Raw genomic sequence first — 16,795 nt, 5'->3', positions numbered from 1 at the left:
GCTTCTCATGGGCGAACTGGCCAAAGAAATCCTCCCGGTCAATATCGAAGACGAGCTGAAGCAGTCCTACCTCGACTACGCGATGAGCGTAATTGTCGGGCGGGCCCTGCCGGATGCGCGCGATGGCTTGAAGCCCGTGCACCGGCGCGTGCTGTTCGCGATGAGCGAGCTGGGCAACGACTTCAACAAGCCGTACAAGAAATCTGCCCGTGTGGTCGGTGACGTGATCGGTAAGTATCACCCGCACGGTGATACCGCGGTGTACGACACCATCGTTCGGATGGCGCAGCCATTCTCGCTGCGCTACCTGCTGGTAGATGGTCAGGGCAACTTCGGTTCGGTGGACGGCGACAACGCTGCGGCCATGCGATACACCGAAGTGCGCATGACCAAGCTGGCGCACGAGCTGCTGGCTGACCTGCATAAAGAAACCGTGGACTGGGTGCCGAACTACGACGGCACCGAAATGATCCCGGCGGTCATGCCGACCCGTATTCCCAACCTGCTCGTCAACGGCTCCAGCGGTATCGCCGTGGGCATGGCGACCAACATCCCGCCGCACAACCTCGGTGAAGTCATCGACGGTTGCCTGGCCCTCATCGACAACCCCGAGTTGACCATCGATGAGCTGATGCAATACATCCCCGGTCCGGACTTCCCGACCGCCGCGATCATCAACGGTCGCGCCGGCATCATCGAAGCCTACCGCACCGGTCGCGGGCGCATTTACATGCGCGCCCGCTCGATGATCGAAGACATCGACAAGGTCGGTGGCCGTCAGCAGATCGTCATCACCGAACTCCCTTACCAGTTGAACAAGGCCCGTCTGATCGAGAAGATCGCCGAGCTGGTAAAAGAGAAGAAACTCGAAGGCATCACCGAACTGCGCGACGAGTCCGACAAGGACGGTATGCGCGTCGTGATAGAGCTGCGTCGCGGTGAAGTGCCTGAGGTGATTCTCAACAACCTCTACGCCCAGACCCAGCTGCAAGCCGTGTTTGGTATCAACATCGTTGCGCTGATCGACGGCCGTCCACGGATCCTGAACCTCAAGGATCTGCTGGAAGCCTTCGTGCGTCACCGTCGCGAAGTCGTTACCCGTCGCACCGTGTTCGAACTGCGCAAAGCCCGCGAACGGGGTCACATCCTCGAAGGTCAAGCGGTTGCCCTGTCGAACATCGACCCGGTCATCGCGCTGATCAAGGCCTCGCCAACGCCGTCGGAAGCCAAGGAAGCGCTGATCAAGACCGCGTGGGAATCTTCCGCCGTGGTCGCGATGGTAGAGCGTGCCGGTGCCGACTCTTGCCGTCCAGAGACCCTGGACCCGCAATACGGTCTGCGCGAAGGCAAGTACTTCCTGTCGCCGGAACAGGCGCAAGCCATTCTGGAACTGCGTCTGCACCGCCTGACCGGTCTGGAACACGAAAAACTGCTGGCCGAGTATCAAGAGATCCTCAACCAGATCGGCGAGCTGATCCGCATCCTCAGCAGTGCCACGCGCCTGATGGAAGTGATCCGCGAAGAGCTGGAAGTGATCCGCGCCGAATACGGCGACGTGCGCCGCACCGAAATTCTCGATGCCCGTCTCGACCTGACCCTGGGTGACATGATCCCGGAAGAAGAGCGCGTCGTGACCATTTCCCACGGTGGCTACGCCAAGACCCAGCCTTTGGCTGCTTACCAGGCCCAGCGTCGTGGCGGTAAAGGCAAGTCGGCTACCGGCGTCAAGGATGAGGACTACATCGCTCACCTGCTGGTCGCCAACAGCCACACCACGCTGCTGCTGTTCTCCAGCAAGGGCAAAGTGTACTGGCTCAAAACCTACGAAATCCCGGAAGCATCCCGTGCGGCCCGTGGTCGTCCGCTGGTCAACCTGCTGCCGCTGGACAGTGACGAATACATCACCACCATGCTGCCGGTCGAAGAATACACCGAAGGTCACTTCATCTTCATGGCCACCGCCAAAGGCACCGTGAAGAAGACCCCGCTGGAATCCTTCAGCCGTCAACGCAGCGTTGGTCTGATCGCGCTGGAACTGGATGAAGGTGACGTACTGATCTCTGCTGCCATTACCGATGGCAGCCGCGAAGTCATGCTGTTCTCCGACGGCGGCAAGGTCACTCGCTTCAAGGAAACCGACGTTCGCGCCATGGGCCGTACCGCTCGCGGTGTCCGCGGCATGCGTCTGCCGGAAGGCCAGAAGCTGATTTCCATGCTGATCCCGGAAGAAGGCAGCCAGATCCTCACCGCTTCGGCGCGTGGTTTCGGCAAGCGTACGGCGATCACCGAGTTCCCTGAGTACAAGCGTGGCGGTCAGGGCGTTATCGCCATGGTCAGCAACGACCGCAACGGCCGTCTGGTCGGCGCAGTCCAGGTGCTCGACGGCGAGGAAATCATGCTGATTTCCGACCAGGGCACCTTGGTTCGTACCCGTGTCGACGAAGTTTCCAGCCTGGGTCGTAACACCCAGGGCGTGACCCTGATCAAACTGGCCAGCGATGAAACGCTGGTCGGTCTGGAACGGGTTCAGGAGCCGTCGGAAGTCGAAGGTGAAGAGCTGGAAGGTGAAGAGGGTGAAGAAGGTGCAGTGTTCGACGGTGAAGTCGTGATCGACGACGTTGCCGAAGACCAGCAGCTCGACGCCGCCGCTGACGAAGAACCGCAAGAGTAAGCGGACAAACAGGGGGCGGATGAAAATTCGCCCCCTTGTTGTTTGTCCGTAATGAAATATCGACACCCATGGAGATCCCTTGTGGGAGCGAGCCTGGTCGCGATGCAGGCGCCGCGATACGTCTGAGGCGCTGCGGTGATGCCATTGCGAGCAGGCTCGTTCCCACAGATGTTTTGCTTTAGCAGGGACTCTGTGTCGATTGATGTTGTGATTTATTGCGTGACTACCACCAAATCAGAGCGAGATTGGATGTGAGCAAGAGAGCCTATAACTTCTGTGCCGGTCCTGCGGCACTTCCCGAAGCTGTCCTGACGCGCGCCCAGGGTGAACTCCTTGATTGGCACGGCAAGGGCCTGTCGGTCATGGAAATGAGCCATCGCAGTGATGAGTTCGTGTCCATCGCCACCAAGGCCGAGCAGGATCTGCGTGATCTGCTGAATATCCCCTCGAACTATAAAGTGCTGTTTCTGCAAGGTGGCGCCAGCCAGCAATTTGCGCAGATTCCTCTGAACCTGCTGCCGGAAAGCGGCACCGCCGACTATATCGACACCGGTATCTGGTCGCAGAAAGCCATCGAAGAAGCTTCGCGCTACGGTAACGTCAATGTCGCCGCCACCGCCAAGCCTTACGACTATTTTGCTATCCCTGGTCAGAACGAATGGAAGCTGTCGAAAGACGCGGCCTACGTTCACTACGCACCGAACGAAACCATCGGTGGTCTGGAATTCAACTGGGTTCCGGAAACCGGTGACGTTCCGCTGGTCGCCGACATGTCTTCCGACATCCTGTCGCGTCCGATCGATGTCTCGCGCTTCGGCATGATCTACGCCGGCGCCCAGAAAAACATCGGCCCGAGCGGCATCGTCGTCAACATCGTTCGCGAAGACCTGCTGGGTCACGCCCGTTCCCTGTGCCCGACCATGCTCAACTACAAGGTCGCGGCCGATAACGGTTCGATGTACAACACCCCGCCAACCCTGGCCTGGTACCTGTCCGGCCTGGTGTTCGAGTGGCTGAAAGAGCAGGGCGGCGTCGAAGCCATCGGCAAGCTCAACGACGTGAAGCAGCGCACGCTGTACGACTTCATTGATGCCAGCGGCCTGTACAGCAACCCGATCAACAAGTCCGATCGCTCATGGATGAACGTGCCGTTCCGTCTGGCTGACGATCGTCTGGACAAGCCATTCCTGGCCGGTGCCGACGAACGTGGCTTGCTGAACCTCAAGGGTCACCGGTCCGTGGGCGGCATGCGCGCCTCCATCTATAACGCCGTCGATATCGTTGCGGTCAACGCACTGGTTTCGTACATGGCAGAGTTCGAGAAGGAACACGGCTAATGTCTGAGCAAGAACTCAAGGCACTGCGCCTGCGCATTGATGCCCTGGACGAAAAAGTCCTGGAGCTGATCAGTGAGCGCGCACGCTGCGCCCAGGAAGTTGCGCGAGTAAAGATGGCCTCGCTGGCCGAAGGCGAAGTGCCGGTGTTCTATCGTCCTGAGCGCGAAGCTCAGGTGCTCAAGCGTGTGATGGAGCGCAATCAGGGCCCGTTGGGCAACGAAGAAATGGCGCGGTTGTTCCGCGAAATCATGTCTTCGTGCCTGGCGCTCGAGCAGCCGCTGAAAGTGGCTTACCTCGGCCCTGAAGGCACTTTCACCCAAGCGGCGGCCATGAAGCATTTCGGCCACGCGGTGATCAGCAAGCCGATGGCTGCGATCGATGAAGTGTTCCGCGAAGTGGCGGCCGGCGCGGTGAACTTTGGCGTGGTCCCGGTAGAAAACTCCACCGAGGGTGCGGTCAACCACACGCTCGACAGCTTCCTCGAACACGACATGGTCATCTGCGGCGAAGTCGAGTTGCGGATTCACCACCACCTGTTGGTGGGTGAAAACACCAAGACCGACAGCATCAGCCGCATCTATTCCCACGCCCAGTCGCTGGCCCAGTGCCGCAAGTGGCTGGATGCACACTACCCGAATGTCGAGCGCGTGGCGGTTTCCAGCAACGCCGAAGCCGCGAAGCGGGTCAAGGGTGAGTGGAACTCGGCGGCGATTGCCGGCGACATGGCCGCAGGCTTGTACGGGCTGACCCGCCTGGCCGAGAAAATCGAGGATCGTCCGGACAACTCCACGCGATTCCTGATGATCGGCAGCCAGGAAGTGCCACCAACCGGCGACGACAAGACCTCGATCATCGTCTCCATGAGCAACAAGCCGGGCGCGCTTCACGAGTTGCTGGTGCCGTTCCACGACAATGGCATCGACCTGACGCGCATCGAGACGCGTCCTTCTCGCAGCGGTAAATGGACCTACGTGTTCTTCATCGACTTCGTCGGTCACCATCGCGATCCGCTGGTAAAAGGTGTGCTGGAAAAGATCAGTCAGGAAGCAGTGGCACTTAAAGTGTTGGGTTCCTACCCGAAAGCCGTTCTCTAAGGGGTAGCAAATGAGTGGCAACTTCCTCGCTCTGGCACAGCCGGGCGTGCAACAACTTTCGCCTTACGTTCCGGGCAAACCCGTGGACGAATTGGCGCGTGAGCTGGACATCGATCCGGCCAGCATCGTCAAACTGGCGAGCAACGAAAATCCGTTGGGCGCCAGTCCAAAAGCCTTGGCGGCCATTCGTGAAGAGTTGGCCGAGCTGACCCGTTATCCGGATGGCAACGGTTTTGCGCTCAAGACCCTGCTGGCCGATCAGTGCCGCGTCGAACTGAATCAGGTGACGCTGGGCAACGGCTCCAACGACATCCTGGAACTGGTCGCTCGCGCTTATCTGGCGCCGGGCCTGAACGCGGTGTTCAGCGAGCATGCGTTTGCGGTCTATCCGATCGTCACCCAAGCGGTCGGTGCGACGGCCAAAGTCATCCCGGCCAAAGACTGGGGCCATGACCTGTCGGCCATGCTGGCCGCGATCGATGTCGATACCCGTGTGGTCTTCATCGCCAACCCGAACAACCCGACCGGGACCTGGTTTGGCGCCGAAGCGCTGGACGAGTTCCTGCAGGATGTGCCGGAACACGTGCTGGTGGTGCTGGACGAGGCCTACATTGAATACGCCGAAGGCAGCGATTTGCCGGATGGCCTGGACTTCCTGGCGGCGTACCCGAACCTGCTGGTCTCGCGCACCTTCTCCAAGGCTTACGGCCTGGCGGCGCTGCGGGTCGGTTATGGCTTGTCTACCGCGGTGGTTGCCGATGTGCTGAATCGCGTGCGTCAGCCGTTCAACGTCAACAGCCTGGCCTTGGCCGCTGCGTGCGCAGTGCTGCAAGACGCCGAGTACCTGGCTGAAAGCCGCCGCGTGAACGAAGCCGGCATGCAGCAACTGGAAGCGGGTTTCCGCGAACTGGGGCTGAGCTGGATTGCGTCCAAGGGCAACTTCATCTGCGTCGATCTGGGCCGTGTTGCTCTGCCGATCTTCCAGGGCTTGCTGCGCGAAGGCGTGATCGTGCGTCCGGTGGCCAACTATGGCATGCCGAACCACTTGCGCATCACCATCGGCTTGCCGGCGGAAAACAGCCGCTTCCTCGAGGCGCTGACCAAGGTTCTGGCTCGTGGTTGATGTCACTGCTCTGCAATCTCCTGAACCTGTGATCGGTCGCCTGGTGGTGGTCGGTCTGGGGTTGATCGGTGGTTCGTTTGCCAAGGGGTTGCGTGAAAGCGGCCTGTGCCGCGAAGTGGTCGGCGTCGATCTCGACCCGCAGTCGCGCAAGCTCGCGGTCGAATTGGGCGTGGTGGATCGCTGCGAAGAAGACCTGGCCGTCGCCTGCCAGGGCGCCGACGTGATTCAGCTGGCCGTGCCGATCCTGGCCATGGAGAAGATGCTCGGCCGGTTGGCCAGCATGGACCTCGGGCAAGCGATTCTGACCGATGTCGGCAGTGCCAAGGGCAACGTCGTGCGCGCCGCGACCGAAGCGTTTGGCGGTATGCCGGCGCGTTTCGTACCGGGCCATCCGATTGCCGGTTCCGAGCAGAGCGGGGTGGAAGCCTCCAATGCCGAACTGTTTCGTCGCCATAGAGTGATTCTGACACCGCTGGACCAAACCGATCCGGCCGCGCTGGCCGTGGTCGACCGGTTGTGGCGCGAACTGGGCGCCGATGTCGAGCACATGCAGGTCGAGCGTCACGACGAAGTGTTGGCGGCGACCAGCCATTTGCCGCACTTGCTGGCGTTCGGTTTGGTCGATTCATTGGCCAAACGCAATGAAAACCTTGAGATCTTCCGTTACGCTGCCGGCGGTTTCCGCGATTTCACAAGAATCGCGGGAAGTGACCCGGTCATGTGGCACGACATCTTCCTCGCCAACCGCGAAGCTGTCCTGCGCACACTCGATACATTTCGCAGCGACCTCGACGCCTTGCGCGACGCGGTCGATGCAGGGGATGGGCACCAATTGTTGGGCGTGTTCACGCGCGCCCGGGTTGCCCGCGAACATTTCAGTAAAATCCTGGCCCGCCGGGCTTATGTGGACGCTATGAACTCCAACGACCTGATTTTCCTGGGACAACCTGGTGGCCGCCTGACTGGGCGGATTCGTGTACCGGGCGACAAATCGATTTCCCACCGTTCGATCATGCTCGGCTCCCTGGCTGAAGGCGTCACCGAAGTCGAAGGTTTCCTCGAGGGCGAAGACGCTCTGGCGACCTTGCAGGCCTTCCGTGACATGGGTGTCGTGATCGAAGGACCGCACCACGGGCGCGTGACCATCCATGGCGTCGGTCTGCACGGATTGAAGCCTGCACCGGGTCCGATCTATCTGGGCAACTCCGGCACCTCGATGCGTCTGCTGTCCGGCCTGTTGGCTGCGCAGAACTTCGATAGCACCTTGACCGGTGACGCCTCGCTGTCCAAGCGTCCGATGAATCGCGTGGCCAATCCGCTGCGTGAAATGGGCGCCGTGATCGAGACCGCTGCTGAAGGTCGTCCACCGATGATCATCCGTGGCGGCAACAAGCTTAAAGGCCTGACCTACACCATGCCGATGGCCAGTGCCCAGGTTAAATCCTGCCTGCTGTTGGCCGGTCTGTACGCCGAGGGCAAAACCACCGTCACCGAGCCTGCACCGACGCGCGACCACACCGAGCGCATGCTGCGCGGCTTTGGCTACCCGGTCAGCGTCAATGGCGCTACAGCTTCGGTCGAATCCGGCCACAAGCTGACCGCGACCCACATTGAAGTGCCGGGCGACATCTCGTCGTCGGCGTTCTTCCTGGTGGCGGCGTCGATCGCCGAAGGTTCCGAGCTGGTGCTCGAGCACGTCGGCATCAACCCGACCCGTACCGGCGTGATCGACATCCTGCGCCTGATGGGCGCCGACATCACCCTGGAAAACCAGCGCGAGGTCGGCGGCGAGCCGGTAGCGGACCTGCGCGTGCGTGCAGCTAAACTCAAAGGTATCGAGATTCCCGAAGCGCTGGTTCCATTGGCCATCGACGAATTCCCGGTGTTGTTCGTGGCGGCGGCGTGTGCCGAAGGGCGCACCATCCTGCGCGGCGCCGAAGAGTTGCGCGTCAAGGAGTCGGACCGGATCCAGGTCATGGCCGATGGCTTGCTGGCACTGGGCGTCAAGTGCGAACCGACCCCGGACGGCATCATCATCGACGGCGGCCTGATCGGCGGCGGCGAAGTGCATGGTCACGGCGATCACCGGATTGCCATGGCTTTCAGCGTGGCGTCGCTGCGTGCCACTGCACCAATTCGCATCCATGACTGCGCCAACGTCGCAACCTCGTTCCCGAACTTCCTGGCGCTGTGCGCGCAGGTCGGTATCCGTGTTGCACAAGAGGCTCAGTCGTGAAAAACATCGCACCGGTCATTACCATCGATGGGCCAAGCGGCTCCGGCAAGGGCACGGTGGCTGGCATTCTGGCCAAGCGTCTGGGTTGGAACCTGCTGGATTCCGGTGCGCTTTATCGGTTGCTGGCCTTCGCTGCGCATAATCACGGTGTCGACCTCACCAATGAAGAGTTGCTGAAGAAACTCGCCGCTCATCTGGATGTGCAATTCATCGCGGCGACCGACGGTCAGTTGCAGCGCATCATTCTCGAGGGCGATGAAGTCAGCGATGTGATTCGCACCGAAAGCATCGGCTCCGGTGCCTCGCAGGTCGCGGCATTGCCCGCAGTGCGCGAGGCGCTGCTGCAGCGCCAGCGTGCATTCCAGGAAGCGCCGGGCCTGGTGGCCGATGGGCGCGACATGGGTACGGTGGTTTTTCCGGATGCACCGTTGAAGATTTTCCTCACCGCCAGTGCCGAGGAGCGTGCGCGCCGTCGATACTTGCAGTTGAAGGGCAAAGTCGATGGTGTTAGTCTGTCGAGTCTGCTAGATGAGATACGTGCACGCGATGAGCGTGATACCCAGCGAGCGGTAGCCCCGCTTAAGCCGGCGGCTGACGCCATACAGCTGGATTCCACGGAATTATCCATCGACCAGGTGCTGGAACGCATCATGAGCGAGATCGCCATTCGCGATATCGCCGGGTGACCAAGAAGTTGTGCAGGGGACCAGTCATAGTCCTGCGCCGCTTCTTTAAATGAACGTAACCCACGTCGTCTGGGATGTGGAGATGGGCGTATCCTTCGCCCTTATTCAACAGGAATTAAAATGAGCGAAAGCTTTGCGGAACTCTTTGAAGAAAGCCTAAAAACCCTGAACCTTCAGGCAGGCTCCATCATCACCGGTGTTATCGTTGATATCGATTACCAAGCTCGCTGGGTAACCGTTCACGCTGGCCTGAAGTCTGAAGCACTCATCCCGCTTGAGCAGTTCTACAACGACGCTGGCGATCTGACTATCAATGTCGGTGACGAAGTTCACGTTGCGCTGGACTCGGTTGAAGACGGCTTTGGTGAAACCAAACTGTCCCGTGAAAAAGCCAAGCGCGCTGAATGCTGGATTGTTCTGGAAGCTGCCTTCGCAGCCGAGGAAGTGGTCAAGGGCGTTATCAACGGTAAGGTTAAAGGCGGCTTCACTGTCGACGTTAACGGCATCCGTGCGTTCCTGCCAGGTTCCCTGGTTGACGTCCGTCCTGTGCGCGATACCACGCACCTGGAAGGCAAAGAGCTGGAATTCAAGGTCATCAAACTCGACCAGAAACGCAACAACGTTGTCGTTTCCCGTCGTAGCGTCCTCGAAGCCGAGAACTCCGCCGAGCGTGAAGCTCTGCTGGAATCCCTGCAGGAAGGTCAACAAGTCAAAGGTATCGTCAAGAACCTCACCGATTACGGCGCATTCGTCGATCTGGGTGGCGTCGATGGCCTGCTGCACATTACCGACATGGCTTGGAAGCGTATCAAGCATCCTTCCGAAATCGTCAACGTTGGCGACGAGATCGATGTCAAGGTTCTGAAGTACGATCGCGAGCGCAATCGTGTTTCCCTGGGCCTCAAGCAACTGGGCGAAGATCCATGGGTTGCTATCAAAGCCCGTTACCCAGAAAGCACTCGCGTTACCGCTCGTGTAACCAACCTGACCGACTACGGCTGCTTCGCTGAGCTGGAAGAAGGCGTTGAAGGTCTGGTACACGTTTCCGAAATGGACTGGACCAACAAAAACATCCACCCTTCGAAAGTCGTACAAGTCGGCGACGAAGTGGAAGTTATGGTTCTGGACATCGACGAAGAGCGTCGTCGTATCTCCCTCGGCATCAAGCAGTGCAAATCTAACCCATGGGAAGATTTCTCTGGCCAGTTCAACAAGGGCGATAAAATCTCCGGCACCATCAAGTCGATCACCGATTTCGGTATCTTCATTGGTCTGGACGGCGGCATCGACGGTCTGGTTCACCTGTCCGACATCTCCTGGAACGAAGTGGGCGAAGAAGCCGTTCGCCGCTTCAAGAAGGGCGACGAGCTGGACACCGTTATCCTGTCGGTTGACCCAGAGCGCGAGCGCATCTCCTTGGGTATCAAGCAACTGGAAAGCGATCCGTTCTCCGAGTACGTTCAAGAGAACGACAAAGGCGCAATCGTTAAAGGCATCGTGAAGGAAGTTGACGCTAAAGGCGCCATCATCACTCTGGCCGACGATATCGAAGCGACTCTGAAAGCCTCCGAAATCAGCCGTGACCGCGTTGAAGACGCGCGCAACGTTCTGAAAGAAGGCCAGGAAGTAGAAGCCAAGATCATCAGCGTTGATCGTAAGAGCCGCGTCATTCAGCTGTCGATCAAATCGAAAGACGATGCTGAAGAGAAAGAAGCCATCCAGAGCCTGAAATCGGCTCCGGAAGGTGAAGCTGCTGCTGACACCACCATGGCGGCACTGCTGCGCCAGGCAATGGCCAAACAGAACTAAGTTCTGCTTGATCGTTAAAAAGGGCGACTTCGGTCGCCCTTTTTTGTGCCTGCGATTTGGTGTTTGCAGTAACGGCGTCGCACGACATTGATGGCCCATGAAACCAATAGCCCCGCGCAGCTGTCTCTTTCTTTAATCGGATCAATCGCTTATTTGGGCTAGTCTTTAATCAGAAGCGAGCGGAGCTCGGGCAGGGCGCCCGGCATAAGGAAGAGAATGAATAGGCTGATTGTCGCAATAGCATTACTGACATTGGCGGGTTGTACCACTAATGCCAAGACCCACGCCGCACGTGGGGTCAGTGGCATCGAGGTCGATTGTTCGGGGTTGGGGTCGGGATGGGAGAAATGTCACAAGCGCGCTGCCAAGGAGTGCAAGGGCGCTGGTTACAAGGTGGTCACTCGATCCGATGACGCCAAAGACGAAGATGAGTTTCCCTTTGGGTTCAACCCCGCAGGTTATCTGACGCGCACCATGCTGGTTATCTGCAGATGAGCAGGTCGCGCTTGATCGGCTTTCTGGGCTGAAATAGGTCATCCCCTTGACAGCGAAGATATGTCAAAGCTCGGGCTGTTCAAATTCCTTCGGGCATGCTAAAACCTTTGAAGCGATTTTCCTAGCTGCTTGAAAAAGAAGGGAAAAATATGACGAAGTCGGAGTTGATCGAACGAATTGTCACCCATCAAGGGCTGCTCTCATCAAAGGATGTGGAGCTGGCCATCAAGACTATGCTTGAACAAATGTCCCAATGTCTGGCCACCGGTGATCGTATCGAGATCCGTGGATTTGGTAGCTTCTCCTTGCATTATCGGGCGCCGCGAGTAGGGCGCAATCCGAAAACCGGTCAGTCCGTCAGCCTTGACGGCAAATTCGTTCCCCATTTCAAACCGGGGAAAGAGTTGCGGGATCGGGTAAATGAGGATGAAGAGAGCGAGGTTTGATCGTCGGAGGCGCTGATGCGTGGTTTTAAGCGTGTGATACTTGTTCTGTCTATTCTGTTGATTGTGCTCATTTGTGTAGCGTTTGTGCTTGAAAATCAGCAGCCTGTTGCACTGTCGTTCATCGGTTGGTCGACACCTCAGGTCCCCGTTTCCCTGTGCATAGCGGGCTCATTGCTTGTGGGTATGATTATTGGTCCTATCTTGGGGATTTTAACTGGCCGCAAAAAAATGGCAATCCGAGCTCATTGATGATTCGTTAGGCCTGTTTTTTCTGGGAGTGCTCTGAATCCGTCGTTTGGGCTGGGTGACTCTCATCGGACAAGGCTTTTTTGTGATCGGATTATGTTCATGCCTCGCATGCATCTCGCATGAATGTGCATGTGCTCGAGAGTGGCGGTGGTCACTCTTTTTTTTTAAGAAAACCCATGAAATTTGGGTCGACGCGCCCTGAAAAACGTCTACATCCTGGTGTGTGCCCCGATTTTCAATCGTGATCTAGTGTGGTCGGCTTTTTTTCGGGAGGCGGAAAATTCCTGGGCCTGTGCGTGGGCTGGTGGCGTTATAATGGCTCACTGGGATTTTCACCGGGTTCTATCGCCCTACTTGTAGTATGTGAATGTCGGCTCTGGCAGCGCGGCTGGCGTGGGCTGAAGTCCTCAATCTAGTGTGCGCCATCCAGACGTCACATACGGTACAAATAGTTTTGATTAACGACGGCGATGCAATAGCATGTAGTGAATAACTGATCGAAGTAGTTTGCCGACCATTCGGTGACATACAAGTCACTCCGAAGATCGCGGTGTGAGATAATCCAACAGCTTTTTTTTGGCAGTCATGGCTAAGTGCTATGCGTCGCCATCCACCTTCACCGGCAAGGCTTTGAGGGTGTCGGTCCCGCGGTAGCGAGATCCGGGCTTGATTTGCATTTGAGATACAGGAGCGCCCTGGTAGTCAGATTTTGACTATCCGCGCAAACCCAAGCTGATAATTTTCAGGTTTTTAGAGTTGGAGTATTACTGATGCCCCTGCAGAAACAGGCCAGTGTCGCCAAGTTCAAAAGTAAAGAGGCATTGATCGGAATCGTAGGCCTTGGATATGTCGGCCTGCCTTTAATGCTTCGTTACAATGCGATTGGCTTCCGTGTGCTCGGTATTGACATTGATAGTCACAAGGTCAGCAAACTAAATGCTGGCGAAAGCTACATAGAGCACATTCCTTCGAGCAAAATATCTCAAGCGTGCAAGAGCGGCTTTGAGGCGACTGTTGATTTCAGTCGCGCGGCGGAGTGTGATGCCCTCATTCTTTGTGTTCCTACGCCTCTGAACAAATATCGCGAACCGGATATGAGTTTCGTTATCAATACGACTGATGCGATCAAACCATACCTTCGCGCCGGTCAAGTGGTGTCCCTTGAGAGTACCACTTACCCAGGAACTACCGAGGAAGAGCTTCTGCCGCGGGTTCAAGAAGGTGGGCTGGTTGTTGGCAAGGACATCTTCCTGGTGTATTCCCCTGAGCGGGAAGACCCGGGGAATCCTGACTTTGAAACCCGGACAATTCCGAAAATCATCGGGGGTGATACCCCGGAATGCCTGGAAGTCGGTGTGGCGCTTTACGAGCAGGCTATCGATAAAGTTGTACCGGTCAGTTCCACGAAAGCTGCTGAAATGACCAAATTGCTCGAGAATATCCACCGTGCGGTGAATATTGGCTTGGTTAACGAGATGAAGATCGTGGCCGACCGCATGGGTATCGATATTTTTGAAGTGGTGGATGCCGCTGCTACTAAGCCATTCGGCTTCACGGCTTATTACCCAGGGCCGGGACTGGGCGGGCATTGCATTCCTATCGACCCGTTTTACCTGACGTGGAAGGCGCGTGAGTATGGCCTGCATACTCGCTTTATCGAGCTATCTGGCGAAGTTAACCAGGCAATGCCCGAGTATGTTGTCGGGAAGCTCATGGATGCATTGAATGACCATGGCAAAGCATTGAAAGGTAGTCGCGTTTTGATATTAGGTATTGCCTACAAGAAAAACGTAGATGATATGCGAGAGTCGCCATCTGTGGAGATAATGGAGCTTTTGGAGACAAAAGGTTGCGTCATTTCGTACAGTGATCCGCATGTGCCGGTGTTTCCAAAAATGCGCGAGCATCATTTCGAGCTGAGCAGTTTGGCTCTGAGTGAAGAAAGCCTGGCGGGTTACGATGCAGTTGTTTTGGCAACGGATCATGACAAATTTGATTATGATCTGATCAAAGCGTCGGCTCGTTTGATCGTTGATAGCAGGGGGAAATACCGTACCGCTGCTGCTCATATCATCAAGGCTTGATACACATAAATTGGAATTGCGAACCCGTCTGGTCCTCAGAGTCTCGGTCGGGTAATCGCGCTTCGGAAGGAATAGCGCTCAATGAAAAATTTTGCACTGATCGGCGCCGCTGGTTATATCGCGCCTCGTCATATGCGAGCCATCAAGGATACTGGCAATGTGTTGGTGTCTGCATATGACATCAACGACTCTGTAGGTGTTATTGACAGCATTTCTCCTGAAAGCGAGTTTTTCACCGAGTTTGAGCGATTTCAAGAGCATGCGTTTCGCCTCAAGCGTAACCCACAGACAGCACTTGATTACGTTGCAATATGTTCACCAAATTATTTGCATCACGCTCATGTCGCTGCTGGGTTGCGCATGGGCTGTGATGTTATTTGTGAAAAACCATTGGTGCCGACTGTTGCGATTCTAGATGAACTTGCACGGGTTGAACAAGAAAGCGACTTTCGTGTTTACAATATTCTCCAGTTGCGTCATCACCAGGCGATTCTTGCCCTGAAAAATAAAGTGGCGAACGAGAATAAACAGCAAAAATATGATGTTGATCTTACCTATATTACTTCGAGAGGAAAGTGGTATATGGAAAGTTGGAAGGGGGACCCGCGTAAGTCATTCGGTGTCGCTACCAATATTGGCGTACATTTTTATGACATGCTGCACTTTATTTTCGGCAAGCTCCAGCGCAATGTTGTTCACTTCGCTAATGATTATAAGGCTGCTGGTTACCTTGAATATGAAAAGGCTCGGGTGCGTTGGTTTTTGTCCATTGATGCAAACGATCTTCCTGACTCCGTGAAAGGCAAGAAACCGACTTATCGTTCTATTACTGTAGACGGTGAGGAGATGGAGTTTTCCGAAGGTTTCACCGACTTGCATACGACGAGCTACCAAGAAATTCTGGCAGGTAGAGGGTACGGTCTGGAAGATGCACGGCATTGTGTCGAAACGGTGGATGTCATTCGCTCGTCGCGCATTGTTACGCCTTCCGATAATGAAGGACACCCAGCACTTTCCGGTTTGATCGGATAAGAGCCGCGTGTCTGGCAAGGGCGAAATTCTGGAAGTATAAAGAAGCAGTCTCACTGCGGATGCTTCCATTAAAACCTACGGGCTCATTTCGTCTTTGCGCCGAATTTTCTCCTTGAGTTGTTCGCGTCATATCATCGATTGCTGAGGGCTTAGCATGTCGCATTACCAACATTCATCTGCCATTGTTGATCCCGGAGCACAAATCGGAGAGGCAACGAGAATCTGGCATTTTGTTCACGTCTGTGGTGGCGCTCGCATCGGTAAAGGTGTCTCTTTGGGGCAAAATGTCTTTGTCGGCAATAAAGTTATTATTGGTGATAACTGCAAGATTCAGAACAATGTATCTGTGTACGACAATGTGACCTTAGAGAACGGTGTGTTCTGTGGTCCCAGTATGGTGTTCACTAACGTTTACAATCCTCGCTCGCTGGTCGAGCGCAAAAGTGAATATCGCGATACCCTCGTAAAGACCGGGGCAACCTTGGGTGCCAACTGCACTATCGTATGTGGCGTGACCATTGGCGAGTTTTCTTTTGTCGGAGCGGGCGCTGTGGTCAATAAATCGGTTCCTGCCTATGCTTTGATGGTGGGAGTACCCGCTCGTCAGATCGGCTGGATGAGCCAGTTTGGCGAACAACTTGAGTTACCTCTTCAAGGTGAAGGGGAGGCAGTCTGTGCTCATACTGGAGCACGCTATATTTTGGCGGGTGACCGAATCACAAAATTGGACATCGACCGTGATTGAATTTATTGATCTTAAAACCCAGCAACTCCGAATCAAAGACAAAATTGATGCGGCTATTCAACGAGTACTAGCTCATGGCCAGTATATTCTCGGCCCAGAAGTCGCAGAGTTGGAAGAGCAATTGGCTGCCTTTGTCGGGGCGAAGTACTGCATCACTTGCGCTAACGGCACGGATGCTTTGCAAATTGCGCAAATGGCGTTGGGTATAGGCCCGGGCGATGAAGTCATCACTCCAGGATTTACCTACATTGCAACCGCAGAAACAGTAGCGCTTTTGGGCGCGAAGCCGGTTTATGTGGACGTTGATCCGCGAACCTACAACCTTGACCCGCAATTGCTGGAGTCGGCTATCACGCCTAGGACGAAGGCAATTATCCCTGTGTCGCTTTACGGGCAATGTGCTGATTACGATGAAATCAACGCCATTGCTGCTCGCTACGGTATACCGGTTATAGAAGACGCAGCTCAGAGCTTCGGTGCAACCTACAAAGGGCGTCGCTCGTGCAATTTGACGACCATTGCTTGCACCAGTTTTTTTCCTAGCAAACCTTTGGGTTGCTATGGCGACGGTGGGGCCATTTTCACCAATGATGAAGAACTGGCCAAGGTTATGCGTCAGATAGCGCGACATGGGCAGGATCGACGCTATCATCATGTCAGGGTGGGGGTTAATAGTCGCTTGGATACTTTGCAGGCGGCAATTCTTTTGCAGAAACTTGAAATTTTCGGCGACGAGACTCTGATGCGTCAACAGGTAGCAGCTCGTTATAGTCAGTTGTTGGGGGGGG

14 protein-coding genes are annotated in these 16,795 nt (G+C 56.1%); all 14 read left to right on the top strand.

The features are described 5' to 3' along the window. Positions 1-7: 7 nt before the first annotated feature. Positions 8-2,671, top strand: a complete 2,664-nt coding sequence (gene gyrA, locus Q7W83_RS18380; RefSeq protein ID WP_150630128.1) for a DNA gyrase subunit A — start codon at positions 8-10, stop codon at positions 2,669-2,671. Positions 2,672-2,922: 251 nt separating this feature from the next. Next, positions 2,923-4,008: a 3-phosphoserine/phosphohydroxythreonine transaminase gene (gene serC, locus Q7W83_RS18375; protein ID WP_150637801.1), complete on the top strand. Its 1,086-nt coding sequence runs from the start codon at positions 2,923-2,925 to the stop codon at positions 4,006-4,008. Next, the gene (gene pheA, locus Q7W83_RS18370) at positions 4,008-5,102 is read left to right on the top strand and encodes a prephenate dehydratase (protein WP_007899727.1); all 1,095 of its coding nucleotides are present in this window, start codon (positions 4,008-4,010) and stop codon (positions 5,100-5,102) included. Before serC ends, pheA begins: the two co-directional genes overlap by 1 nt. Before the next feature lie 10 nt (positions 5,103-5,112). Continuing rightward, positions 5,113-6,225, top strand: a complete 1,113-nt coding sequence (gene hisC, locus Q7W83_RS18365; protein WP_473656455.1) for a histidinol-phosphate transaminase — start codon at positions 5,113-5,115, stop codon at positions 6,223-6,225. 28 nt (positions 6,226-6,253) lie between these two features. Further along, positions 6,254-8,461: a bifunctional prephenate dehydrogenase/3-phosphoshikimate 1-carboxyvinyltransferase gene (locus Q7W83_RS18360; RefSeq protein WP_473657656.1), complete on the top strand. Its 2,208-nt coding sequence runs from the start codon at positions 6,254-6,256 to the stop codon at positions 8,459-8,461. Beyond that, a complete protein-coding gene (gene cmk, locus Q7W83_RS18355) occupies positions 8,458-9,147 on the top strand; it encodes a (d)CMP kinase (protein ID WP_008031791.1) in 690 nt (229 codons plus the stop codon). Before Q7W83_RS18360 ends, cmk begins: the two co-directional genes overlap by 4 nt. Positions 9,148-9,267: 120 nt before the next feature. Then, a complete protein-coding gene (gene rpsA, locus Q7W83_RS18350; protein WP_150630124.1) occupies positions 9,268-10,956 on the top strand; it encodes a 30S ribosomal protein S1 in 1,689 nt (562 codons plus the stop codon). Between the two features lie 216 nt (positions 10,957-11,172). Beyond that, complete coding sequence (locus Q7W83_RS18345) at positions 11,173-11,451, top strand: hypothetical protein (protein WP_150653846.1); 279 nt, start codon at positions 11,173-11,175, stop codon at positions 11,449-11,451. A gap of 149 nt (positions 11,452-11,600) precedes the next feature. Beyond that, positions 11,601-11,897, top strand: coding sequence for an integration host factor subunit beta (gene ihfB, locus Q7W83_RS18340; protein ID WP_473656454.1), 297 nt, complete (start codon positions 11,601-11,603; stop codon positions 11,895-11,897). 15 nt (positions 11,898-11,912) lie between these two features. Next, the gene (locus tag Q7W83_RS18335) at positions 11,913-12,146 is read left to right on the top strand and encodes a LapA family protein (RefSeq protein WP_473656453.1); all 234 of its coding nucleotides are present in this window, start codon (positions 11,913-11,915) and stop codon (positions 12,144-12,146) included. A 770-nt stretch (positions 12,147-12,916) separates the two neighbouring features. Continuing rightward, on the top strand, positions 12,917-14,230 hold the full coding sequence (gene wbpA / locus Q7W83_RS18330; RefSeq protein ID WP_473656452.1) for a UDP-N-acetyl-D-glucosamine 6-dehydrogenase: 1,314 nt from the start codon (positions 12,917-12,919) through the stop codon (positions 14,228-14,230). An 81-nt stretch (positions 14,231-14,311) separates the two neighbouring features. Beyond that, the gene (wbpB, locus tag Q7W83_RS18325; RefSeq protein ID WP_473656451.1) at positions 14,312-15,262 is read left to right on the top strand and encodes a UDP-N-acetyl-2-amino-2-deoxy-D-glucuronate oxidase; all 951 of its coding nucleotides are present in this window, start codon (positions 14,312-14,314) and stop codon (positions 15,260-15,262) included. Between the two features lie 154 nt (positions 15,263-15,416). After that, the gene (locus Q7W83_RS18320) at positions 15,417-16,007 is read left to right on the top strand and encodes an acyltransferase (RefSeq protein WP_473656450.1); all 591 of its coding nucleotides are present in this window, start codon (positions 15,417-15,419) and stop codon (positions 16,005-16,007) included. Continuing rightward, on the top strand, positions 16,000-16,795 hold a 796-nt coding region (locus Q7W83_RS18315; RefSeq protein WP_473656449.1), incomplete at its 3' end, for a DegT/DnrJ/EryC1/StrS family aminotransferase. The genes Q7W83_RS18320 and Q7W83_RS18315, both read left to right, overlap by 8 nt.

The organism is Pseudomonas sp. 300, from assembly GCF_055803035.1.
This window is presented reverse-complemented; position numbering and strand designations above follow the sequence as displayed.